19 protein-coding genes are annotated in these 24,856 nt (G+C 40.0%); 18 read left to right on the plus strand and 1 reads right to left on the minus strand.

Going from position 1 to position 24,856, the window contains the following annotated elements:
* Positions 1-562 precede the first annotated feature (562 nt).
* Entirely contained in the window at positions 563-5,398 is a 4,836-nt protein-coding gene (locus A2536_03360; protein ID OGF47100.1) for a hypothetical protein, read from the minus strand.
* A 356-nt stretch (positions 5,399-5,754) separates the two neighbouring features.
* Here A2536_03360 and A2536_03365 point away from each other — a divergent pair, with 356 nt between their 5' ends.
* From A2536_03365 to A2536_03450, 18 genes are all read left to right on the plus strand, one after another.
* Entirely contained in the window at positions 5,755-7,230 is a 1,476-nt protein-coding gene (locus tag A2536_03365; GenBank protein OGF47101.1) for a lysine--tRNA ligase, read from the plus strand.
* The gene (locus A2536_03370; GenBank protein ID OGF47102.1) at positions 7,214-8,428 is read left to right on the plus strand and encodes a hypothetical protein; all 1,215 of its coding nucleotides are present in this window, start codon (positions 7,214-7,216) and stop codon (positions 8,426-8,428) included. Before A2536_03365 ends, A2536_03370 begins: the two co-directional genes overlap by 17 nt.
* The gene (locus tag A2536_03375) at positions 8,421-9,086 is read left to right on the plus strand and encodes a lipoprotein ABC transporter ATP-binding protein (GenBank protein ID OGF47103.1); all 666 of its coding nucleotides are present in this window, start codon (positions 8,421-8,423) and stop codon (positions 9,084-9,086) included. The genes A2536_03370 and A2536_03375 overlap by 8 nt, the downstream gene beginning before the upstream one ends.
* A 163-nt stretch (positions 9,087-9,249) precedes the next feature.
* Entirely contained in the window at positions 9,250-10,125 is an 876-nt protein-coding gene (locus A2536_03380; GenBank protein ID OGF47104.1) for a branched-chain-amino-acid transaminase, read from the plus strand.
* A 258-nt stretch (positions 10,126-10,383) separates the two neighbouring features.
* The gene (locus tag A2536_03385) at positions 10,384-11,229 is read left to right on the plus strand and encodes a hypothetical protein (GenBank protein OGF47105.1); all 846 of its coding nucleotides are present in this window, start codon (positions 10,384-10,386) and stop codon (positions 11,227-11,229) included.
* On the plus strand, positions 11,229-11,666 hold the full coding sequence (locus A2536_03390; GenBank protein ID OGF47106.1) for a hypothetical protein: 438 nt from the start codon (positions 11,229-11,231) through the stop codon (positions 11,664-11,666). The genes A2536_03385 and A2536_03390 overlap by 1 nt, the downstream gene beginning before the upstream one ends.
* A gap of 186 nt (positions 11,667-11,852) precedes the next feature.
* Complete coding sequence (locus A2536_03395) at positions 11,853-13,136, plus strand: 3-phosphoshikimate 1-carboxyvinyltransferase (protein OGF47107.1); 1,284 nt, start codon at positions 11,853-11,855, stop codon at positions 13,134-13,136.
* 123 nt (positions 13,137-13,259) lie between these two features.
* Positions 13,260-14,348: a hypothetical protein gene (locus A2536_03400; GenBank protein ID OGF47108.1), complete on the plus strand. Its 1,089-nt coding sequence runs from the start codon at positions 13,260-13,262 to the stop codon at positions 14,346-14,348.
* Positions 14,348-14,971 carry a thiamine-phosphate diphosphorylase gene (locus tag A2536_03405; GenBank protein ID OGF47109.1) on the plus strand — a complete coding sequence of 208 codons (624 nt, stop codon included), beginning with the start codon at positions 14,348-14,350 and terminating at the stop codon, positions 14,969-14,971. Before A2536_03400 ends, A2536_03405 begins: the two co-directional genes overlap by 1 nt.
* Positions 14,955-15,317: a hypothetical protein gene (locus A2536_03410; GenBank protein ID OGF47110.1), complete on the plus strand. Its 363-nt coding sequence runs from the start codon at positions 14,955-14,957 to the stop codon at positions 15,315-15,317. Before A2536_03405 ends, A2536_03410 begins: the two co-directional genes overlap by 17 nt.
* 149 nt (positions 15,318-15,466) lie before the next feature.
* On the plus strand, positions 15,467-16,111 hold the full coding sequence (locus A2536_03415; protein ID OGF47111.1) for a hypothetical protein: 645 nt from the start codon (positions 15,467-15,469) through the stop codon (positions 16,109-16,111).
* A 191-nt stretch (positions 16,112-16,302) separates the two neighbouring features.
* The gene (locus A2536_03420) at positions 16,303-17,604 is read left to right on the plus strand and encodes a hypothetical protein (protein OGF47112.1); all 1,302 of its coding nucleotides are present in this window, start codon (positions 16,303-16,305) and stop codon (positions 17,602-17,604) included.
* A 261-nt stretch (positions 17,605-17,865) separates the two neighbouring features.
* Positions 17,866-19,026: a hypothetical protein gene (locus tag A2536_03425; GenBank protein OGF47113.1), complete on the plus strand. Its 1,161-nt coding sequence runs from the start codon at positions 17,866-17,868 to the stop codon at positions 19,024-19,026.
* A gap of 123 nt (positions 19,027-19,149) precedes the next feature.
* Positions 19,150-20,478 (plus strand): UDP-N-acetyl-D-glucosamine dehydrogenase, encoded by a 1,329-nt coding sequence (locus A2536_03430; protein ID OGF47114.1) that lies wholly within the window; start codon positions 19,150-19,152, stop codon positions 20,476-20,478.
* Positions 20,475-21,173 (plus strand): hypothetical protein, encoded by a 699-nt coding sequence (locus tag A2536_03435; protein OGF47115.1) that lies wholly within the window; start codon positions 20,475-20,477, stop codon positions 21,171-21,173. Before A2536_03430 ends, A2536_03435 begins: the two co-directional genes overlap by 4 nt.
* 187 nt (positions 21,174-21,360) lie before the next feature.
* Positions 21,361-22,455: a hypothetical protein gene (locus A2536_03440; protein ID OGF47116.1), complete on the plus strand. Its 1,095-nt coding sequence runs from the start codon at positions 21,361-21,363 to the stop codon at positions 22,453-22,455.
* Between the two features lie 199 nt (positions 22,456-22,654).
* Complete coding sequence (locus A2536_03445) at positions 22,655-23,761, plus strand: UDP-N-acetylglucosamine 2-epimerase (GenBank protein OGF47117.1); 1,107 nt, start codon at positions 22,655-22,657, stop codon at positions 23,759-23,761.
* A 47-nt stretch (positions 23,762-23,808) separates the two neighbouring features.
* Entirely contained in the window at positions 23,809-24,549 is a 741-nt protein-coding gene (locus A2536_03450) for a hypothetical protein (GenBank protein ID OGF47118.1), read from the plus strand.
* Positions 24,550-24,856 lie beyond the last annotated feature (307 nt).

Raw genomic sequence — 24,856 nt, forward strand, 5'->3', positions numbered from 1 at the left:
AGCATAAACGAAGTGACAGGGTTCAAAGGTTTTACCTTTGGATTAGGTTTTAACTGGACAACCTACACCCTGGATTACGGTTTAGTACCTTTCGGGGACATGGGTTTTGTCCATAAAATATCTGTGGGAATGAAGTTCTAGAGAGCAGCAAGAAAAGCAGAGAAAGCAAGGACAGCAAGTGAAGAAAGGGAAGTAAAAGAAGCAAGAGTAAAAAAACAGAAAGAGACTGAGAGAGATATATAAAAAAGGCCGGTTTTTCACCGGCCTTTTTTTGTTGTTAACTAAATTTTAAAAGTGCACTCTTTAAAATTTAAAAGTGCCTGTATCTAGCCCAACTTCCGCTGAATTATGTTAAAAATGCGATTTTTAAAATATTTAGTTCATATAAAAGCAGCATTTTGTCATAAAAAGTTTCAAAATAGCGTGTGGTACAGACCTGGTATTAGAATATACTCATAATATTTATTTAAAAAAAACAAAATCATAGTTTAAGGAAATGATCTTTAGAACCGATGAAGAGAAATATGATCTAAAACAAGTAAAAGTATATCTGCTGCTTGTTTTAAAGATAAGACACCGCGTTCTTTTTTGCCTTTTCTCCCGGTTCTGCGACAGTGTTAACAGCCGGCAGCGGGTCAAGTTTGTCAGCCATTTTACTGTATTTTTCTGCTTCAGCTCTTTGTTTCTGCCCGAGATAGAAAACACTTACTTTTCTATAACTCTGGGCTGCTTCCTTGGGTAGGCCTTTTACTTCCATCAGGGAGGCCATTTTGGCCTTTACCTCGATATTTTCAGGCAGTTTATCAATTATGATTTGTGTAAGTTGGACTGCTTCGGAAACAAGTTTCTTCTGCACGAGGGCATCCACTTCGTTCATCAAAAACTTCATGCATTCTTTAGCAAAACTCTCATTCGGACAATCTTTGGAATTTTCCCCCGGATTAGCTTCAACAGCCGATATCTTTTCGTAAGCGGTCAAAGCTTGTATAAAATCCTTAGATGCCATACGGGAATAGAAAAGGCATTGCAGAGCTTTTAAATGTTTTGGTTTTATCTTTAACAGAGTTATCATTTCTTCGGCAGCTTCCTTCAAAAGACCGCGTTTATAATATACAGCGCCCAGAATATAATGAGCTTCAAGACTTTTGAATTCTATTGCCTGGTTAGCGAACTCCTCGGCCTTTTCCATGTTGTCTTGTACCAGATAGAGTTCGGAAATACTCAACAATTCGAATTTTGCCTCCCTGTCCATATCGCTCTGAATATAGATTCGGGCAATTTTTATCTTTGCAGGCAGGTAGTTTTGGTCAATCTCAACAATACGCAGGTAAAACTTCAGAGCGTATTTGTAAAGTTTGCTTTCAAAAAAGTTGTCCGCCAGAAAAAGTAGTTTCTCCACGGCTTTCTGATGCATATTGTTTGCGTAGTATAGATCCGAGAGTTTGACATGGAGTTCAATGTTCTCCGGATCCTGAGCTACCTTTTGTTCAAGACAGGATATTTCCTTGTTATTATAATATTTTGTGTCTTCTTCAAGTACGTTCTCGCCTTCAAAATGATTGGTCTTTTCAGTTTCCTCCAGGAGCCTTGCCAGTTCTTCAGCCTTGAACTTAGCCGTTTGTTCAGCAAGAATGCGTGCTTTTACCTCAGCCTCCCTCATAGCCGTTTGTTCTGCAAGTAAGCGGGCTTTTACCTCAGCCTCCCGCATAGCCGTTTGTTCTGCAAGTAAGCGGGCTTTTTCCTTAGCCTCCCGTTTTGCCATTTTCTTTGCAAGTTTGAGAGCTTTTTTTTCGGTTTCTCTCTTCGCCATTTCCTCTTTAGCTTCCAACTTCGCTCTATTTTCTAACTCGCGCATAACGCGTTTCTCGTTTTCTCTTCTCAGGCTTATTTCAGCTTCCCGTATGGCTTTTTTTTCTGCCTCGAGTTTCATGTGTTTCTCTGCTTCTTTTTCATTGTATTCTTTTATTTCTTTCTGGAGGCGTAATTCCATATCCAGTTTTCTCGCGTTTTCGGTCTGCATCCTTATTTGTGTCTCTTTTTCTTTCAATTCTTCGGCGGCCTTTTTTTCGTCAAGTGCATATTTATTTTCCTCTTCCGTGTTTATCTCTTCCATTGAAGGCTCCATATGAATTTCAGGTTGTACTGCTTCTACATCAATCTTTTCCGGAAGTGCTTTTTTCACGGCCCCGGCAGTGGCTGCCTCCGCGGATATTTTGGCCTTCTCGTCAGATAGATATTTTGAATAACTCAGGTCAAAATTACCGGTATTTCCCTTTGCTTTATTCATAAGAGTTTCACCTGCATTCATTATTTCTTCAAGGTATTTTACTTTAAGTTGGGAACTCTCTATCCGGGCTATCAGCAAATTAAGAGTAGAATAGTTTTCTGTTCTGTTAGAGCAGAGAAGGGGGACCATGATTTCCATGTTTTTTATCAGGTACTTGGTGAACAATTCCGGATCCATTGATCCGGATACAATTGTGAATCTGTCTTTCCAGTAATAAAAGATCTCTTCGGGTTTTCCGTTGGCTTCAAGCACAGAATTCTTTATGCATTTTGAGAAATTCTTAATGACCTTATCGCCTTTGTGGTATCCGTAGATCTTGCAGAATTCTCGAAAATCCCTGAATTGGATAAAAGTGGTTACAAAGTCACCGCTCTCTCTGCTCAGATTTCTAATATTCTTTTCAGCAAAGAAACGGGTACGGTAACCGCTGTCCTTATCGATTCCTCTCAGAAGAAGCAGCATATTTACGATCTTCACCAGAAGGAGGAATATGCAGAATGGAAGAAGAAAGGTGAGAGAATAGTTAAGAACCTCCATCCCCATTTGCCTTCCGGTTACTTTTACTTCAACCGGAAGCAGTCCATTGCTGTAAACATTTATAGTGTTTATGCCTTTTGTCTTTCCGGTAAAGAAAATGACAGAGCAGTTGCCGCTGTCATCGGTGATACTATAACTGTCTTTGACATATCCGTCTCCTTTTCCCACCGAGAATACTACAAAAGCATTTGATACCGGGTGTTCTTTTGGATCGGAGACATGCGCAGTTATTTTGACAGTTTTACCTGTTCCGGCCGATTGGGAGCTTGACCAGGCGCCTAAATTCATCTGGGGCTCCTTTGCCTGAGAAGAATAAGGCAGTAAGAGAACAAAAAGCAAACTTAAGACGGTAAACCAGCCTATCTTATATTGCCTGCCAATGTCCGGGTTAGAGTCAATATTATGGGCTACTCCATTACCGTCTTTGATCTTGGCCGCTTTCATGACCTTCTCGGCTTTGTCTATGAACTCGTTGAAATTCGATACAGGGAAGAATCTGCTATCCATAACTGCCAGGGAAACCGAAGTAAGAGGAAGTTCCTTTCTGCTCTTTTCTTCTATATGCACAAGGCCTGTTCTCTGCTCTTCTTCAGGATAGAAAGACTTTATCTTTTCTGCTATTTTTTTAGCGAGCTCTTCCGGAACTCCCTCCGCCTTATTTTTCTTTATTAATACCATAAAATCATCGCTGCCAAGATGGTAAACAGTGCCTAAATGCCCGGTATTTATTTTTAATATATCGGCTATGGCGCGTATAAGTTCATTTCCTTTTTCATAACCATTAACTATATTGAAATATTTAAAGTTATTGAGGTCCAGTAATATGGCTGTGAATTTCTTCTTATATTTTATTGCCTTTTTTATTTGATATTTTGCAGACAGTTCATTTCTCAAGCCGGTGAATGTATCAATATGTCGAAGTTTAACCCTCTTATTCAGAAGTAAAACCAAAATCATTAAAAGCACGGTAAATATTCCGGAAAGTGGGGTAAAACTGAAATGCACCGGAGAAATGTTCTTGTATGAAATATCTTTTGGTACAATTCCGGAGTTTACGCTTACCCTGATGTCCAGGGTGCCGTAACCCTCCGGCTTCAGAATGACAGATGCAAGTCCATTCGCGTCGCTTTTCGTCGACAGGGCCGCCAGACTGCCTTTACCTTTGATTATATTAAAAAACATTTGCACACCTTTGACCGGAAGATAATTGGAATCCGTTATAAGAGCGCAAACAGCGGGCTTGCCTGATTTTTGCGACAGGTAAACATTCAGCTTGGAGGGAGTCCCCGCATTTTTTCTGGCGAGAACTATTTGACTTTCGGTATTAACGGATACTGCCTGTGCGGGAAGTTTTTCACATGAGGCTCTTACCGAGTTTACACCGGCTTTAGCACCTGTTCGAAGCGTGAGGACAGCCTTGCCGTATTTACCTGTATAGACAATTTTAGAACTGAGCTTGCCGGTGCCTGCTGACACTTTAAAATTTACGGCGGCGCCCGTAACGGGATTCCCTTTTTTGTCGAAAACCGCTGCGGTTAAAGTTACCTCATCTCCTGCCGTCACAAACGAGTGATTAGCTTTAAGTTCCAGCTTTGCCGGAGGTAAAATGAGACTGGTTACATTTATAGTCAAAAGAGCCGGCTCCAAATCTTTTGCTCTTTCTTCATTGATTAACTTTACCCCGGCCACTATAGTTCCTTCTGCATCACCGCTTCTGAGTTTAACAAAACAGATTCCGTCAGCCGCGGTCACTGCTTCCGCGGGTTCAAACCGTGCGGCGCCTTCGGTAACCGAAAAACTTACTTTTATGTTTGCAGCAGGATTTTTGCGGATGTCTTCCACCTTTACTTTGAGGGTTGTACTGCTTTTTGTAAAGATATCGTAAGATTCGGCCGTTGTCTGAAAAGAAGTTATCGGAGAGGGGATGATGGATATCTCTTTAATCTGAGAGGAAAGAGTGCCTGCGGATACTTCCAATTTGACTGTTCCCGTATTTTTTCCGGCCTTTACACCTGTACAGAATTTACCTCCGGCATCAGTCTTTCCAGAAGACTGCTCTAGTACCATCAGTTTTGTAGAATTGATTGTTACAGGGACATTAGAGCAAGGTCTATTTTTGGTGTTGTTTACAAAAACGGTAATCCTGCCTGAGGTCTCAGGATAGAATATCTCTTGATCAATGTTTACGGAAAAATCCAGGGGTGGTGAGTCCATTCCTTTAATACTGATAAAGACCGGGTCGGTTGTATCTGCTTCTATTTTTAAAATATTCATTCCGGGCGTATTTCCGGTGGTAAAGACCGTTCGTGTTATGCCTGCTAAGTTAGTGAAAACAGGTTCCGGTTTTACAAAACCGCCGCCCGATACGACAGAAAATGTTACCTGGGCGTGGTTAATGGCGTAATCTTTAAGGTCTGTTACGTTAACCGTGATATTCGCATCCTCACCGGCATCAACAGCCTCGACATTCGAGGCGGCTTTTATTATATTATCAGCATATAGGTCTAAAGGCAGAAGAGCCAGCAAAAGAAATGCCATAATCAATGTTTCTATCTCTTTACCACTGTTTCTCATATTTACCTTCCTTTTGGATCAATTTTACCTTCTACCTGCTTTAATAAGCAAACATCATGCCAACATAGGGAAAGTGATTAATAAGATTATAATATACAATATCTATTTTCTTTTGACTAGATTCGGGCACGGATGCCTGACCGCGAAGACAAGGATGCCTTATAGAATTCGTCCATAAGGTTAATAAGGTTTGTAAAGTCCATAAAGTAAAAGCGTTAAGCTAATTACTCTATCTGTAGCTATCTGTGCCATCTCACTACCCATCTGTGTCATCAGCCGTGATATTATTTGAAAAATCACGGCTAATATAGTACAATACTTGAAAATCGGTAATTTCAAAAACAGGTGGTTAGAATATGGAAAACGAGATATTTCAGGAAAGGGCAGAAAAGGTTAAAAAGCTCAGGGAAGCAGGGGTAAATCCTTATCCTTATAAGTTTGATCCTACCGGGAAGAGTAAAGAACTTACTGAAAAGTACAAAGATCTGGAGATCGGGAAGCACCTGGAAGAGGATATTTACGCGGTTGCCGGAAGGATTATGAGCCTTCGCGAGCATGGTAAATCGGCTTTTTCTCATATAAAAGACGGCGCAGGTTTGATACAGATATATTTCAAAATGGACCTCTTGGGTGAAAAGCAGTGGGAAATATTTAAAAAACTGGATATTGGTGATTTTATCGGAGCTAAGGGCGATATTTTTAAGACCAGGACAGGAGAAGTTACTATCAGGGTCCGTGAGCTTACGCTTCTTTCAAAATCAATGCTTCCGCTTCCGGAAAAGTGGCATGGACTTAAGGATGTTGAGATTCGTTACCGTCAGAGATACCTGGATATGATAGCAAATCCCGAAGTTAAAGACACGTTCTATACCAGAAGCTGTATTATTAAACTTATCAGGAAATTCCTTGAAGAAAAAAGTTTCCTTGAAGTGGAAACTCCGATGATGCACTCTATTCCAGGGGGAGCTGCGGCAAAACCGTTTAAGACCTTTCATAATGCTCTGGGTATCGAACTTTTCATGCGGATTGCTCCGGAATTATATTTAAAACGTCTTCTGGTCGGCGGGTTTGAGAGGGTATTTGAGATCAACAGGAACTTCAGGAATGAAGGTATCTCCATTAAACATAATCCTGAATTTACGATGCTTGAACTTTACCAGGCGTATGCGGATTATAATGATATGATGGACCTTACGGAAGAGATTTTTGAATATGTGGCAAAGAATATCTTCGGGACAACTAAGATAGTTTACCAGGAAAAAGAAATAGACTTTGCGCGGCCGTGGAAGAGGATTTCCATGTCTGATTCCGTTAAGGAAGTGACGGGCATAGATGTTTTAAATCTTAGCTTTGATGAAATTAAAGCGGCTTGTGCCGGAAAAAATATTGAAACGGCACCTGTTGTGTCTAAAGGACAGTTGATAAATGAACTTTTTGAGAAGATAGTGGAGCCGACTCTCATTCAGCCGACTATTATTAAGGATTATCCGATAGAGATCTCTCCTCTGGCCAAAAAGAAAAGGGATGATGATATGCTGGTTGAGAGATTTGAAGTTTTTATATTCGGCAGGGAAACTGCAAATGCATTTTCTGAGTTAAACGACCCGCTTGACCAGAAAGAAAGATTTTTAAAACAGATAGACCATGAAAAAGAAGCGGAGCTTAAAAAAGTTGACTACGACTATATTACCGCGCTTGAACATGGAATGCCTCCGGCGGGAGGACTTGGTATCGGTATTGACCGTATGGTGATGTTTTTTACTAACTCCCCTTCTATTCGCGATGTAATTCTCTTTCCACAAATGAGGCCTAAAGATGAAGAGGGCGTATGATCTTTTTATCAGCCTAAGGTATCTAAGGGCAAAGAATAAGCAGGCCTTTTTTTCTATTATTACTTTTATTTCTTTGGGCGGTATCACTCTTGGTGTCGCCTCTCTTATTATCGTATTAGCCGTTATGAACGGTTTTCAGAAGGATATTCGAGAAAATATACTCAGTATTAAATCCCACATTGTAATTTATGATAAAACTTACAGAGCTATTCCTGATTACCAGCGAACTGTTGATATAGCAAAGGCAACGAAAGGTGTGGTTTCGGCGACTCCTTTTGTGTTTTCTCAGGGTATGATGAAAATAGGGTCGACCACGGAAGGTGCGGCTCTTTGGGGTGTCGATCCCCTGCAGCAGCCAAAGGTTTGTGATACTGAAACAAAAATACTTCTTCCTGCTCAGGATAAAAAGCCCGGTATTATTCTTGGTAAAGAACTTGCGGCTAGGATATACGCCAGGGTCGGCGATGAAGTGGTGATAATCACTCCTATATTCAAGACGACTGCGCTTGGAATGATACCAAAATTCGCAAAATATGAAGTGGTCGGTATTTTTAAATCCGGGATGTACGAATATGATGCGACATTTGCCTATATTTATCTCCATGATGCTCAGCAGCTATTCGAAATACCCGGCAGGATCAGCGGTATAGATATCCGGGTTAAGGATATTTACAGTGTAAAAGAGATAGATAAGGACCTCCGGGGAAATATCGACAGCAATCTCGGGGTTTATGACTGGATGGTTATGAACAAAAACCTTTTTTCAGCTCTTAAACTTGAAAAGATAGTTATGGGGATAATTCTTACCCTGATAATACTTGTTGCAGCATTCAATGTTCTCAGCAGTTTAATAATGATGGTTATGAGAAAAAGAAAAGACATCGGAATCCTGCGGACGCTCGGAGTGTCTCAGCGAGGAATTATGAAAATATTTATTTACCAGGGAATGGTAGTTGGAATGGTTGGGACTTTTATGGGCGCGGTCATCGGGATAACCCTTTCCATGTTGCTGCAAAAATATCATCTTATCCCTCTTTCCGGGGAAGTGTATTATATCGATCATGTTCCTGCGGAGTTGAAGATCTTTGATATCGGTTTGATAGTCGGAGTTTCGCTCCTTCTTAGTTTTATCTCTACTCTATATCCTGCGAGACAGGCGGCAAAGATGGATCCTGTGGATGCGGTGCGTTATGAGTGAAAAAGTACTGATTGCCAAAGATGTTCATAAAGCTTTTACACTGGGTGATACGAGTGTAGAAGTTCTTAAAGGTATTAATCTGGAAGTGGAAAAGGGTGAGCTTGTTACTCTTCTGGGCCCTTCCGGTGCCGGAAAATCCACGTTATTAAATGTACTTGGCGGTATTTCAAATCCGACTTTTGGAAATGTCTACCTTAATGGCAGTGATCTTTACAAAATGAACGATACCGTGCTTTCTGCGGTGAGGAATCAGAGGATAGGTTTTGTTTTCCAGTTCTATAACTTATTACCTGATTTTACTGCGCTTGAAAATGTGCTGATGCCGGCAATGATTTTAGGCCTGGATGCCGAGGAAAGGGCTAAAGAACTCTTAAACGAACTGGGGCTTGGAAGCCGTATGACCCACCGGCCCGGGGAACTTTCAGGGGGAGAACAACAGAGAGTCGGAATGGCCCGCGCATTGATTAACAATCCGGATATCCTGCTTGCGGATGAACCGACGGGAAATCTTGATACTGAAAATGCCAATCTGCTAATAGACCTGTTTATAAGAATAAACGTAACTAAAAACCAGACTATTGTCTTAGTTACCCATAATATGGAATTTGCCAAACTCTCCAAAAGAATAATTGAAATGAAAGACGGGAAAGTTGTATAATAAAATATAACTCAATAACTAAGATCTAAGCACTAAATTATAAACAATGACTAAGAATTAAGCACTAATAACTAAACTTTACGGAGTTAATTAATATAAATACAATGATTTTGTTTAGGATTTAGAATTTAGTAGTTAGTAATTGATTTTAAAGGGGGCTTTCATGGGTTCTATCATTAATTTAAATGGAAAATTTGTTCGTAAGGAAAAAGCTGTTATCTCGGTTTTTGATCACGGTTTACTGTATGGTGACGGGGTTTTTGAAGGTATTCGTTCTTATAACGGAAGAGTTTTTAAACTGGATGAGCATATTGAACGTCTTTATACTTCGGCTAAAGCTATCACCATGAATATTCCTATCTCCAAAGAAAAGATGAAAGCGGAAATAGTGGCTACCATCAAAAAAAATAAACTCAAGGATTCTTATATTAGAGTTGTGGTAACACGGGGTGTCGGGGATCTGGGGTTAAATCCTGTAAAATGTCCGAAAGCATTTTATTTTGTAATTGCGGCAAGTATCACTCTTTATCCTGAAAAATTTTATAGAGAGGGCCTCCCTGTAATTTGTGTCTCAACGAGAAGAAATATTTCTGAAGCTCTTAATCCGATGATTAAGTCGCTGAATTATTTGAACAATATTCTTGCGAAAATAGAAGCCAACAATGCCGAAGTGCTGGAAGCAATCATGCTTAACCGCGAGGGTTATGTCGCGGAATGCACGGGTGATAATATCTTCATTGTTAAAAATGGTGAGCTTATTACTCCTCCTACTTATATCGGAGCTCTTGAAGGTATTACGAGAGATACGGTTATGCAACTGGCAAAAGATATGGGCTACAAAGCGTCGGAAAAACCTTTCACTATGGTGGATATGTATGTTGCTGATGAATGCTTTTTGACCGGTACAGCAGCAGAAGTTATTCCTGTCATTAATGTGGACACAAGAAATATCGGAAATGGAAAACCCGGCCCGATTACAAAAAAACTGATTGAAGCGTACAGGGAAATGACAAGAACACAGGGGACAGAGGTATATTAAGAACAAGTCTATAACGTCTGTAAAAGTCTATAAGGTCCATAAGGTAAAAGAAGAAAAATATAAAAGAGGGCGCTGAAAAGGCGCCCTTTTCTTTTGGTTTTTACGTTATGGACTTTGTCTGTTATTTTGTTTATACTATACATAATCAGTTAAAATGAGGGTTGTTTTAAAGATACTAATACCCCCTTAGTGTAAGACTTTATGAACCTTATAAACCTTACAAACTTTATTAACTATCTTTTTTTACAGGCGGGATTTATGAAAAAATTTAATACAGTTGCAATAATAGGAGTCGGACTTATCGGCGGGGCTTTTGGGATGGCGCTTCGCAAACAAAAACTTGCCTGCAGGGTAATAGGAATCGGCAGGAATGAAGCCAGGCTAAAAAATGCTGTAAAACTTGGCGCGATAACCGAATATTCTCTGGATTATTGGATTCTCGGGGAAGCGGATCTGGTGTTTCTGGCTACTCCGGTTCTTCATATAAAAGATATGCTTACAAAGATTGGTCCTTACCTGAAGGCCGGGGCTATTGTTACCGATGGAGGCAGCACGAAAGAAAACATAGTAAGTGCGGCAAACAAATACCTTCCGCTTTATACTTATTTTGTGGGGTCGCATCCGATAGCAGGTTCAGAAAAGAGCGGAGTTCAATTTGCCTGTCCTGATCTCTTTAAAGGTTCTGTTTGCGCTGTTACTCCGGATAAACTGACTGATAGAATGGCGCTTACGAAAGTGGTAAACATTTGGAGAAAACTCGGGGCAAGAGTAATTACTTTAAAACCGGCTGAACATGATAAAATTCTTGCGGCTACGAGTCATCTTTCGCATTTCGTGGCGGCTGCCATGTCAGTCTCTGTGATTAATAAAAATAAAAATTTATTGGCGCTTATCGGTAAGGGCTTTAAAGATACGACAAGGATTGCGGCTTCAAATCCCGAGGTGTGGGCGGAGATAGCTCTGGCAAATAAAATAAATGTCTGCAAAAGCATGAAGGCCTTTATTAGGCAAACGGTAAAACTCGAAAAGGCAATCAAAAGAGGAAAGTCAAAAGAGATTATAAAGTTACTTAAAGAAGCGAAGATAAAGAGGGAGAGCCTTTAATGGATTACACAAAAGGCAAGATAAAAAATATCTATGTCCTTCGGTTTAATGACGGTGATGATGTCCTGGAAGGTCTTATAAAAACAGCCAAAAAAGAAAAGATCAAAGCGGGAATAATTCATCTGACCGGAGGTATTAAGAACTGCAAAGTAGTGACCGGTCCGAAGAAAACCTGTATCCCTCCGGTACCAGTCTGGCAAAAAATAAAAGGTGCTCATGAAGTAGTCGCCTTCGGAACGATGTTCCTCATGGGTAAAGAACCAAAAGTCCATATTCACTTGGCGTTGGGCCGGGGAAAAAAGACATACGTCGGTTGTCTAAGGACCGGCAGCGAAGCCTACCTTGTTCTGGAAGGCGTAATCATAGAACTGGAAACAAAAGTAGTCAGAGAGTACGACAAGAAGTCAGGATTTAATTTGTTGAAAATAGTGGGTTAAGTGGATAAAGTGGAAAAAGGGAGCAAAGTGACAGAAAAAGAATAATTCTGTCATCCCAGAGTGCTTTAATCTGGGATCCAGTGTCTGTGCTTGTAATATAATAATGCCACAGTTAAAAAAAGACTTTTATGGACCTTTATAGACTTTTACAGACGTTATGGACAAAGATTATAACTTGAGGCTAAATTGCAAAAATTAATCGTACATAAAGCTGTCAATCTGTCCGGACTTATCCGGATTCCCGGCGATAAATCCATTTCCCACCGGAGTATTATGTTTGGCTCTCTAGCTAAGGGTAAGACGGTTATCCTGAACTTTTTACAGTCAGAGGACTGTCTTTCCACTATGGATAGTTTTAAAAAGATGGGGATTAAGATAGTACGGAAAGGTGACAGGGTTGTTGTTTTTGGAAAAGGACTTTTTGGATTAAAAGCGCCAAAGACAATTTTAAATGCGAATAATTCCGGAACAACTACACGGCTGATTCTCGGGATTTTGGCGGCGCAGCCGTTTACCTCAAAAATTACCGGTGATAAATCGCTTTGCAAGCGGCCGATGAGAAGAGTTACAGACCCGCTTCGCGAGATGGGTGCCTCCATTACAGGAAAAGACGGCGGTAACTATACTCCGCTTACGGTTACCGGAGGAAAGCTTAAAGGGATTAACTTTAAATCAAAAGTTGCGAGCGCTCAGGTAAAATCGGCAATTCTTTTGGCCGGACTTTATGCGGACGGGAAGACGTGTGTGACTGAGCCTGAAAAATCACGCGACCATACGGAAAGAATGCTTAGATATTTCGGAGTTAAACTTGCAGTAAAAGGCAATACGGTCTGTGTAAAGAGCGGGCAGGAGCTAAAGGGCAGAAAAATTGAAGTTCCGGGTGATATCTCCTCGGCGGCTTTTTTTATTGTAGCCGGACTTATCACTCCTAACTCGAAACTGGTCCTCAAAAATGTCGGGATTAATCCGACTAGGACAGGTATAATAGATGTACTTAAGAAGATGGGCGCAAAAATAAGGATAGTAAATAAAAGAAATATAAGGTTTGAACCGGCGGCGGATTTGATTGTAGAAACAAGCCGTTTGAAAGGTTCTGTAATAGGAGGTAAGGTAATTCCCAGGCTTATTGATGAAATACCGGTTCTTGCCGTTGCCGCAGCTCTGGCAAAAGGAAAGACGGTTTTTAAAGATGCGGCAGAATTAAGAGTAAAAGAAAGCGACAGAATAAAGACCCTCTGTACAGAGTTAAATAAATTTGGAGTAAAGACAAAAGAGTTTAGAGACGGTTTTATTGTTTACGGCAGTTCGGAACCCAAGGGAGCAAAGAGCATTTCCTATGGTGATCACAGGATTGCAATGTCCATGGCGGTACTTGCTCTTGTTTCCGAAGGAAAGTCGGAAATAAGAGATACGGCCTGTGTGAAGACTTCTTTTCCTGAATTCTTTAGGTTGTTTAAAAAAATTCAATAAGTATAATGCTAATAATAAGTACAAAGGATAAAGTACAAATGACAATATAAGGAGTCATATACCTCAATATATTGTAGTTTGTAATTCGTCATTTGTAATTTTACTGAATCAAGGAGATATAATATGATAATGAGAATTTTAGCTGGTCTTATGATCCTCTGTTCAATTTCGTTCGCCCAAATCATCACTGCTGCACCTGGCTACGAATTTCCAAGCTATGATTCAATTGCGAAGGTTGGCGAGACGGTTGAACTTCTAGTCGAGGCTAAAGACGGTATAAAATATGAATGGAGCCATGATGGAAACGGGAAACTGGAAATTGTCCAGGATACTATTAAGGCAAAATGGACAGCACCTACTTCTCCGTCAAAGACCAATCCGGCTTTGATTACAATAATAGCCCGGGATAACTCAGGTACAGTTACCCGTACTTTTATTAAAAAAGTAGCAGTGTTTGGCGGCGAGATTCTTGATCAGCCTCTTCTTTTCTTCTGTGACGGTCCGGGTTCTGCCAGGTTATTCAAATGCGCTCCAAATCAAGTCAAAGAAACAAGGTATCAATGGGAAGTTATGAGGGGGACTGAAAGTGTTTTTGCCATACCGGAAGATACCTCTAAATCTGAAGCGAAATTTAAGACAAGAAAAGTGAGTCAAAAGAAAGATGATGTTGAGATAAAATTAACCTATATCCTGGAAAGTGAAAAAGAAAAGAAGACCTTTGAAATATCCAGGCGTACTTACGTTAAAATGCCGTTGGTTTTTAAACAGATTTCGCGTGACAATAAAATAGAGGAAGGACCCGATATTTACGGATACAACACATTTACCACTTATCAGATTTTGGATCAATTTAACGAACCTCTTTCGGCTGAAGGAATTATAATAAACCAGGAGATTACGCTTGTAAGCAATCCGTATGCGGTTTTACCAAAATCAATAAAAGTGGATTTAAAGCAATATGTTACCGATTGGGAGGGTAAAGTTGTCTCAAGAAGGTTTATTACGACAGTAGCGCCTCTGCCTGATAAGTTTGAAGCTTTATACGAACAGGATCTTTATGTGAATGATTCATGTCTTTTGGAAAAATTAGATATAGTTTACAGCAAAAACGGGGTTGAAGAAAAAGTAAACAGAGATAGAAAAACCCGAAGACAGAAGATGGAAGAGGTGAAAAAGAAACCTCAGGACAAGAAGGAGGGCAGCGCAAGATAATGTTTTCCTTCTGTTTTGTTACCGACAGAAAACAGCTCAGTAAAATCTCTCTTCTTTCCGGTGTTGTGAAAGCTGCTGCGGCGGGAGGTGCAGATGCGGTAATGCTTCGTGAAAAAGACCTTGAAAATACATCGGAACTCCTTGTTCTAGCGAAAAAAATAAAAAAGGCGGCGGGTAAAATGGCGTTTATTGTGAACGGCAGATGTGATATTGCTCTGGCTTCCGGTGCTGACGGGGTGCATCTTACATCTTCTTCAATACCGGTAAGGGATGCCAGGAGAATAATTGGTAAGACCAAACTGCTTGGAAAGTCCTGCCACAGTCTAAAGGATGCAGAAAAAGCCTGTAAAGAAGGCGCTGATTATGTTTTTATCGGGCCGATATATTTTACAACCTCAAAAGCAAAGTATGGAAAACCTCTTGGCTTGAATATAATAAGTAATATAAAAAAAAGAATAAATATCCCGGTTATAGGAATAGGCGGGATTAAAAAAGATAATGCGGAAGATGTTATGAAAGCAGGAGCTGACGGTATAGCCGTAATTTCCGGAATAATAAAAGCAAAAAAACCGGAGATTGAAGCAGCAATGTTTCGTGGAGTGATTGATGGGTCTGGAAAATAAACGAGCTCATATAAGGGTGCGTGTAAGTATTCCTGTGGAAATTACCGAGCCTGAAGATCCTTCTTTAATAGTCGGAAGGTTTGTTGATTTCTCGGCAGGCGGCGCAAGTGTTATGACAAACAAGTGCTTTCCTCTCGGAGTAAAACTTCTCGTTACTTTTGAAGTTGACGGCGAAAAATATATTCAGATATCATCCAGAGTTGTTCGTTCGAGACAAAACCCTGAATTTTGTTCTCTGGGAATTGCTTTTGAAAATCTGACTCCGGTGATGAGCGACAGGTTCGACCGTTTGGCAAGAAGACTTCATTCCCTGAAAGAACGTGGGATGAGTAAAGGAAGCATTTAGCAAGTGAAGCAGGGGAAGCAAGAAAAGCAAGTACAGAAAGTGAAGAAAAATAAGCAAGTGCAGCAAAAACAATGAATAAAATGTTTGTATCAGTGGAATCCTGTAGCTTTGTAATCGGTGGAATCTTTTTCAAAAAGGAGCGAGGGAAAATGAAAAAAGCGTTAATGGTCTGGGGCGGGTGGGACGGACATGAACCTAAGCAGTGCGTGGATATATTCGCGCCGGTACTTCAGACGAATGGGTATGATGTTACAATCTCTGATAAGCTGGATATTTATACAGACAAGGATAAAATGATGTCTTTTGACCTTATCGTACCTGCCTGGACGATGGGAACTATTACTAAAGAACAGGAAAAAGGGCTTGTAGATGCAATAAAAAGCGGTATTGGTCTTGCGGGTTGGCATGGAGGGATGGGTGACTCCTTTAGAAATAATGTAGACTATCAATATATAGTAGGCGGGCAGTGGGTCCAGCATCCGGGCGGGATAATAGATTATTCCGTTCAAATTACAAAACCTGAGGATCCAATAGTAAAGGGTTTTACAGATTTTAAAATTAACTCCGAGCAATACTATATGCATGTGGATCCGTCCAACGAAGTTCTGGCTGTTACAACCTTTGACGGTCATATAGATCCCTGGATAAACGGTACTGTAATGCCCGTAGTCTGGAAAAGGAAATACGGCAAAGCCAGAGTTTTCTACACCTCGCTTGGCCACGCAGCTAAAGATTTCGATATCCCTGAAGTAAAAGAAATAGTAAAAAGAGGAATGCTCTGGGCGAGTAAATGATGCCTGTCCGGCGCATTGAAAATGTGCTCCATAAAAGTAATTTTTAAATATATTTCTGGTTTGTTCTTTGTGGTTTTTTCGAATTTCGAGTTTAATGTTTTGAGTTTTCCGTCTCTGAAAAGACCTCATTTACTGGTGGAGAGGTTTGACATAAGGCGGGTCATTGCTATCAACATTGTGGAGACGGTCGTATGATCATAGAACAATTTAATGGCTTAATATCTTCGGTTATAAAAAATTCCCTTTATCTGGTTGATTACCAGAAGACAAAGATACAGGAACTTGTTTATTCTGTAAAAGGAAATGCGAAGATAATTATTGTGACTGAAGCAAACTGGACGGTGCCTATAGCCTGGTTTGGTCTGTACTCTCCGATATATATGATCGCTTTGGGTTTAAGCAAGGTTGAGGTCGGGCTGGTAACTTCCCTCGGGATTGCGGTTGCCGCGATAGGCACTATTTTGGGCGCTACAATTTCCGACAGGTTGGGGCAAAAGAGAACTCTTATGATATTTGATTCTTTAACGTGGCTTACTGCGATGCTGGTCTTTTCTTTTGCACAGAATATATGGTGGTTTATCGCCGGAACGATAATAAATAATCTTTGCATGATAGCAATGGCCTCCTGGCAATGTCTCTTTGTTGAAGGTACGCCAAAAGACAAAAGAGCAAATATCTATGCTTTCCTGCAGGTAATGCTTAATGGCGCGAGCCTTCTTGTACCGCTGGCAGGTATGATAGTGGACGGTTTTGGTCTTGTTATGGGCTGCAGGATAATGTATTTCATTTCCTCAATATCAATGGGTGCAGGGCTTTATTATCGAGGGAAGCATCTAAAAGAAACTGAAGTTTCCAGGAAAACTGTCAAAGAAAAAAAGAAATATAATTTTGGGGAAGAAGTAAAAAAATTTAAAGAGGCTTTTTTAAATATAAAAGAAAGAAAGCAATTATTCTGGTATTGTATTGTCCAGATCCTGGTCGGGTTCGCGCTGGTTATGTGGAATACTTATTATCCGATATTCTTGACAGATACAAAAGGTATTGGCCTGGCTGATTCCGAAATTTCTATTTATCCGTTTATTTTCTCAATTGTGATGATCAGTATAATATTTATTTTTATTCCTCACGTGAAAGAAAAGAAATTTAAAAAATACCTGGTATTTGCGACAATGTTTTCAGTGGTGGGCGCATTGTTTTATGTTTTTGCTCCCGCGCATAAAGGTTCCTTCATTGCAATAGCATTTATTTTTAACGGTATATCAATGGCGTTCTTCAGGCCTCTTTCAGATGCCTACAGCATGAATTTGCTTACAGATGCGGAAAGGTCAAGGATAGTTTCTGTGTTTAACACTATAATAATCCTTGCCATGGTTCCCGCCGCCCCCATAGGCGGTTATTTGTACCTGATAAATCCAAGGCTGATCTTTCTGGCAGTAGCCATAATCTTCGTTATAAGCATTGTGATAATGAAGGTAAAGTTTACGGAAGAGTGAGGCGGAAAGGCTTGCCTGATGGTTTGAAGGTTAGAGGTTTGGATGGTTGGTGGAAAAGAAATGTAGTTGCTCAATTTCATTGAGCCGCCTGATGGAATCAGGCAACTACTGAGAATCCTAACAGTTTTGTAGTTTGTATCAGTGTCCACATCTGGTGAGATCTCGCGAAAGGCGGAGAGTCCTGTAGTTTTGTAATCCGTGGAATAGTTTTTAAATGAACTTTTCCTGTTAAAATGCTGCTAATACTGTAGAGGTAAAAATATGAAAAGGTTTCTTTTGGTTCTAATGTTTCTGCTTGCTTCCGGTATTGTTTATTGCAAAACACTTTATGTTGAAGCCCCTATTGATTTCCCCAATACTCCCGTAAAAGTAGCAATTGAAACGCTATTTTTAAAAACAGGGGCACAGTACTCGTTTGAGGTTACTGATCCTCCAATGTCAGTGTACGGCAATGTGACACTGTATATAAGAGAAAGACAGGAATTAGACACAGTGTTAGCATTGATTTTAAAGCCAAAGAATTTGTCTTTCAATGTAGATGCCTCTGGCATATATCATATTAAAAAAAAGTCGAATACACCTCCTGTTAAAATAATTGCTAAACAGTATTCACTGACCTATATAACCGCAGATGAGATTGCGAATGATGAGAATATCAAAAAACTGCTAACAAAGAATGGTGTTTTAACTCAAGGTGACGGCAACGAAATAATAATAACTAATGAGCCGTCAGTTTTACAGAGTTTCGAGAAAATAATTAAAATAGTTGATGTCCCTGATCATGCCAATAAACTGGAGGCTTTAAAAGAGTTGTTGAAAGTATTTTATAATCTATATTTTCCGAAGGATGTAGAAAAAGAGGAGACGAAAAAAGAACAACCTATGAAATATGTCGAACCGCCTACTTCTACTTTTGACACTCCGATCAAAATAGCTTTAGAATCTCTTTTTAAAGACGCAAAAGTTTCATATGTAATAGATACGCCTTTGGATGAAAATATGCGAACATCCGATGCTTCCATAAAAAAAGAAGATTTGACGAAAAAAGATGGCCTAGAAAAAGCATTAAAGCGTATCTTAGAGTGGAAAGAGCTAACTTTCAGTGTAGACGAAAAAGGTGTATATCACATTCAGAAAAAGGACACAACCTCTCATAAAGAAATATTCATTGAACCGCCTATTGATTTTCAGGATACGCCACTTAAAGTATCGCTTGAGTCAATATTTTTAAATGTAGCAAAGTTTGTAATAGATGTCCCGGATATATCAGAGTATGGTAATGTTACTATGAGAATAACAGAAAAACAAGAGCAGAAAGATGTATTAACGTTAATTCTTGAACCCAAAGGTTTAACATACTGGGTCGATGCTATAGGTGTTGTTCATATTATAAAAAAGCCTGTTGCACCAGAAAAGAAATAATATATAATAAACTACATTAATGTCGCACCCGTTACTCGCAACTCGTTACGTTTTTATTAATTGGCATCAGGAGAACTCCAAAACCACCAAAACCGTCTTTTTTCTTTAATATATACGGCTTTTATGCTAAAATTAACCCATATGAAAACCTCAGAAACGCTTATTGCTAAACTAAAATCTAAAAAGGCGCGCATTGCGGTTATCGGGCTTGGCTATGTCGGTTTGCCTCTTGCGGTGGAAAAAGCCAAGATGGGATTTTCTGTCGCGGGATTGGATGTAAATAAGGTCCGGGTTGATATGGTGAACAAAGGGGAGTGTTATATCCCTGATGTCGTGGACGGGGCATTAGGCGAACTTGTAAAAGCCGGGAAGCTTCGCGCTACGATGGACTTTTCCGTGCTCAATAATGTCGATGCCATTTGTATTTGTGTCCCTACCCCGCTTGATGAGAATAAAGATCCGGATATTTCTTACATAAAATCTACTACAAAACAAGTTGCAAAATATCTTCATAAGGGACAGCTGGTCAGTCTGGAAAGTACCACCTACCCGGGAACTACCGAAGAGATAATGCTTCCTGAACTTGAAAAGACGGGGCTAAAGGTCGGAAAGGATTTCTTTCTTGTCTTCTCACCGGAGAGAGTTGACCCGGGCAACAGGCAGTTTAATCTGAAAAACACTCCCAAGGTTATCGGTGGAGTTACAAAAACCTGCAGTGAAGTCGCAAAACACCTTTACGGACAGATAATTGACAATATTATGATAGTCTCTTCTCCCAAGGTTGCCGAGATGGAAAAACTTCTTGAAAATATCTATCGCTCCGTGAATATTGCTCTGGTAAATGAACTTGCGATGCTTAGCAAAAAGATGGGCATTGATATGTGGGAGGTCGTGGATGCGGCGGCGACGAAACCTTACGGTTTTATGGCTTTTTATCCCGGACCCGGAATTGGCGGACACTGTATTCCTCTGGATCCAATATATCTCTCCTGGAAAGCGAAAAAATATGATTTCCGTACGGAATTTATTGAACTTGCCGCAAAGATAAACGAAAACATGCCTGAATATGTCATTCGCCTGACAGTGGATGCCTTGAACAAGCAGGGCAAGAGTATAAAGGCTGCTAAAGTGGTGCTTCTTGGTATGGCTTACAAAAAAGATATCAATGACTGGCGTGAATCCCCGTCGTTTAAGTTGTTTGAAATACTGAAAAGTTTTAAAGCAAAGGTCGTTTATCATGATCCTTTTATTCCTGCCGTGAAAATCGCAGGGAAAATGGAGAAATCTGTTAAACTTACAGATGCTCTTATTAAATCTGCGGATTGTTTGCTCATTGCCACCAATCATACATGCTTTGACTATAAAAAAATGATAAAAACTGCCAAGCTTATCGTAGACACCAGAGGCGCTACCAGGAAGTTCGGCAAATTCAAAAATGTGGAAGTTCTATGACAGAAATATATACTCTCGTAGAAGTAGACGGTAAGAAAGCAAAGCTAGGTAAAGATGTTAAGATCGGTTATAACTCCGTGATCTATCCTGATGTAGAACTGAAAGATAATGTGATAATTGGTGATAATTGCATCATAGGCAAGACCGCCGAAAGAGCAAAGACCTCAACGTTAAAAAAAGAGAAGTTTGCTCCTCTTGTTATCGGGGAAGGGACAACCGTCTGTGCCGGAGCTATAATTTGCGCCGGTACAACGATCGGTAAGGATACACTTGTCGGAGACGGCGCTTTCATACGCGAGAAATGCATCGTTGGCGATAAATGCCTGGTCGGCCGAGGAGTCACGGTAGAAAATGATACAAAAATAGGAAATAATGTAAAAATGCAAGCCCACGCTTATGTGACCGCCTGGATGACTATAGAAGATAATGTTTTTATAGCTCCATGTGTTACCACTACAAATGATAATTTTATGGGCCGCACCGAGAAAAGATTTGCCCTTAAAAAAGGCGCCACTATAAAAAAAGGCGCGAGAATAGGCGCAAATGCGATACTTCTTCCCGGCATCACCATCGGCAAAGAGGCCTTCGTAGCTGCCGGTTCTATTGTTACAAAGAATGTACCGGATGGCAAACTAGTTAAAGGTGTCCCTGCAAAGGTCATTAGGGATGTGCCGGCTGAGGAATATTCGGAATAGCAAAAACTAATTACTAAGATCAAAGTACTAAATTTAAAACAATAACTAAAAAATAAGCACTAATAACTAAACGGAAGGAAGTTTATTAATATAAGTACAATGATTTTGTTTAAGATTTAGCGACTTATTAAGTAATTGTTTAGAATTTAGAATTTAAGTCTTAGTGATTGTTCTTCAAAGGAGTTATATGCAAGTACCGTTAATCGACTTAAAAGCGCAATATCAGAATATTAAAAGTGAGTTGAACCTTGCAGTTGAAGCTGTCCTTGCCGGCGGGCACTTTATCCTCGGACCTGAGGTTACAAAGCTGGAAGAGGAGATGGCAAAGTTTTTTGGTTCCAAATACGCTATTGGCGTTAATTCCGGAACTGACGCTCTTTTTCTTGCCGTAAAGGCGCTTGGAATAAATGAAGGCGATGAAGTTATTGTCCCTGCGTTCTCATTTTTTGCCTCTGCGGAAACGGTGACCTTGGCCGGCGCAAAAGTAGTTTTTACCGATATACGTCCTGATACGTATAATATTGATATAAAACATCTTGAAGAAAAGATAACTCCAAAAACAAGGGCAATAATGCCCGTGCATTTATACGGTCAGCCTTCTGATATGGATCAGATAATGTACATTGCAAACAAACACAAACTTAAAGTGATAGAGGATTGCGCACAGTCTATAGGCGCAGAATATCGCGGGAAAAAGACCGGAAATATCGGAGATATCGGCTGTTTGAGTTTCTTCCCGACCAAGAATCTTGGTTGTGCCGGAGACGGCGGCATGGTACTGACCAATAATGAAGAATATGCCAATCTGATAAAACTTCTTCGGGCTCACGGTTCCTCAAAAAAATATATTCACTCGGAGATAGGGATAAACAGTCGGCTTGACGAGATACAGGCTGCAGTTATCCGGGTAAAGCTTAAATATATCCAGGCCTGGAATGAAAAAAGAAGAAAAAATGCAAAGTTCTATAATAATAATTTGAAAGGTATTGTGACCCCGTTTGAACAGGATTTTGCAAAGCATATTTATCATCAATATACAGTAAGAGTGGAAAACGGAAAAAGAGATGCTTTCCAGGAATATCTTAAAGGGCAGGGAATATCGACAGCTGTTCATTATCCTATCCCCATGCACAAACAGGAAGCATACACAAAACTTGGCTATAATGTCCGCATGCCCGAAAGTGAAAAAGCCGCATTGGAAGTATGCTCTCTTCCAAACTATCCCGAAATGACCGAAGAGATGCTGGATTATGTAGTGGTAACGATTAATAACTATAAATAAAAGAAGGTTCTGGGTCCTGGGTGCTAGGTTTACACTCTGGAGTTTTAAATTTAAATAATGACACATTAATGTAAGCAAAGCTTTTCTCGGTATGAGTGATATATTTTTGTCAACATATGTTGACAAAACGAGATAGCACCCGCTACCCGTAACGTTTTTTTAGTTTGCATTGTAAAATTTACTTCGAAAAGGAGGGGTAATGCGACCTTTATTTGTTTTCGGTACCCGTCCTGAGGCTTTAAAGCTGGTGCTTCTTATAAAACAGTTTAAAAATCCTGTGATCTGCGTTACCGGTCAGCATAATCAGATGCTTTATCAGGCTTTGAAGCTTTTTAATGTAAAACCGCATTATGACCTTAAGGTGATGAAGAAGAATCAGACGCTCTTTTCGATAACCGCGAATATACTGCTCAAGATTGAAAAAGTATTAGAAAAAGAAAAACCCGATGTGGTTATCGTTCAGGGGGATACTACCTCGGCATTTGCAGGCGCTTTGGCCGCTTTTTACAAGAAAATTCCCGTTGCCCATGTAGAAGCAGGGCTTCGTACGTATGATAAATATGCTCCCTTTCCGGAAGAAATAAACAGGAAGCTCGTTACCCCGATTGCCGACGTATTTTTCGCTCCGACAAAAGAAGCCGCTGTAAATCTTATAAAAGAAGCCATTCCTGAGAATAAAATATTTGTAACAGGGAACACTTCCATTGACTCTCTGATTTTTATGGTGAAAAAATTAAAAAAAGAAGAGAAAGCACGCCAGCAGTATTTTAAAAAAGAGTTTGGTATAACATTTAACACAAAAATGATACTCGTCACCGGTCACAGAAGGGAAAACTTTGGACAGGGCTTCAAGAACATCTGCCATGCTTTGAAAGATATCGCTAAAAACAACGACGCACTGATAATCTACCCCGTACATCTTAACCCGAACGTTCAAAAGCCCGTGACGGAAATACTTTCTAACGTCTCAAACATAAAACTCATCCCACCCATGGATTACGAAAACTTCGTCTACCTGATGTCCAAATCCCATTTCATAATCACCGACTCCGGCGGAGTCCAAGAAGAAGCCCCTTCCCTGAAAAAACCTGTTCTCGTAATGCGTGAGGTAACCGAACGCCAGGAAGGCGTTGCCGCAAAAAATGCAATTTTGGTCGGCACCGACAGAAAACGAATAGTAAAGCTTGCAACAGAGCTTTTAAAAACCGGCACCCTGTCCCGCCGCATGACCGCCAAGAAAAACCCCTACGGCGATGGTCAAGCATCGGTGAGAATCAGGAATATTTTGAATAGGAAGTTTAGCTGAGCTTTAATAAGAAATGCAAGTTTGACAAAAACTGGCACAGGTGATAAATGAAATACACATTTTTCTTAGATGAGACAGGGGATCATGGTTTGAGTTTTATTGACAAAAACTTTCCTCTTTTTTTGTTGTGTGGATGTCTTATAAGCGAAGATGATCTTTTAGATATTGAGACTGCTTTAAATGAATTTAAAATCAAATATTTTGGAAGCAAGTCTGTAGTTTTACATTCCAGAGAAATAAGAAAATGCGAGGGAGCCTTTCAGGTACTTTTTGATACGAAGTTGAAATCACAGTTTTATAATGATTTGAATGGGTTGTTGGAAAAGGCGAACATAACGATTATTGGTGCAGGGATAAATAAAGAAGAATACATTAAAAAGTACGGGAAAGATGCAAAGGATCCTTATAGTATTTGTCTGTCGTTCGTTATAGAAAGAATGACTTTTTGTCTTGACAAAAAAGATAACGATGGCAAAGCTGAAATTATTGTTGAGAAAAGAGGAAAGAAAGAAGATGTAATGCTTGAAGCGCATTTTAATTCAATAAATGATAGGGGAACCTTTTACGTTACGAGGCAAAGGATGCAAAAAAGAATACTCGGATTTAGTTTTTTGCATAAGCTTGATAATAATATCGGCTTGCAGTTGTCGGACTTGATTGCTTATCCACTGGCAAGAAAGACTCTCTATCCGGAAGTACACTATATTCCATTCCAGATACTGGAAAAGAAAATATACTGTAATGATATTGGCGAATACAAGGGATGGGGTTTGAAAATATTCCCATAAAAGCAGAAAGCCTCCCTTTCGAGAGGCCTCTGTCGACCGGGAGACACCCCGATCCTTTCAGAAAGTATTTATTTAATTTAGGGCTGTTAAGTTTTGTCCAACAGTCCTCTTAAATGCCGACGGTTTTACTTGGTAAAACCTAATAACAGTATATACTATATTTAAGGAATTTGCAATAGCCATGCAGCTCGAAAACAGGGGACTATGGCATTGTTTTGTCCCCTAAATAAAAACACCACCTGCGACCCATTCGGGTTTTCAGTGGTTCAGTATTATTATAGTAAAAAGAATAGGTTTTGTCAAGGTA

Source organism: Candidatus Firestonebacteria bacterium RIFOXYD2_FULL_39_29 (assembly GCA_001778375.1).
In the GTDB taxonomy this organism is placed as follows: domain Bacteria; phylum Oederibacteriota; class D2-FULL-39-29; order D2-FULL-39-29; family D2-FULL-39-29; genus D2-FULL-39-29.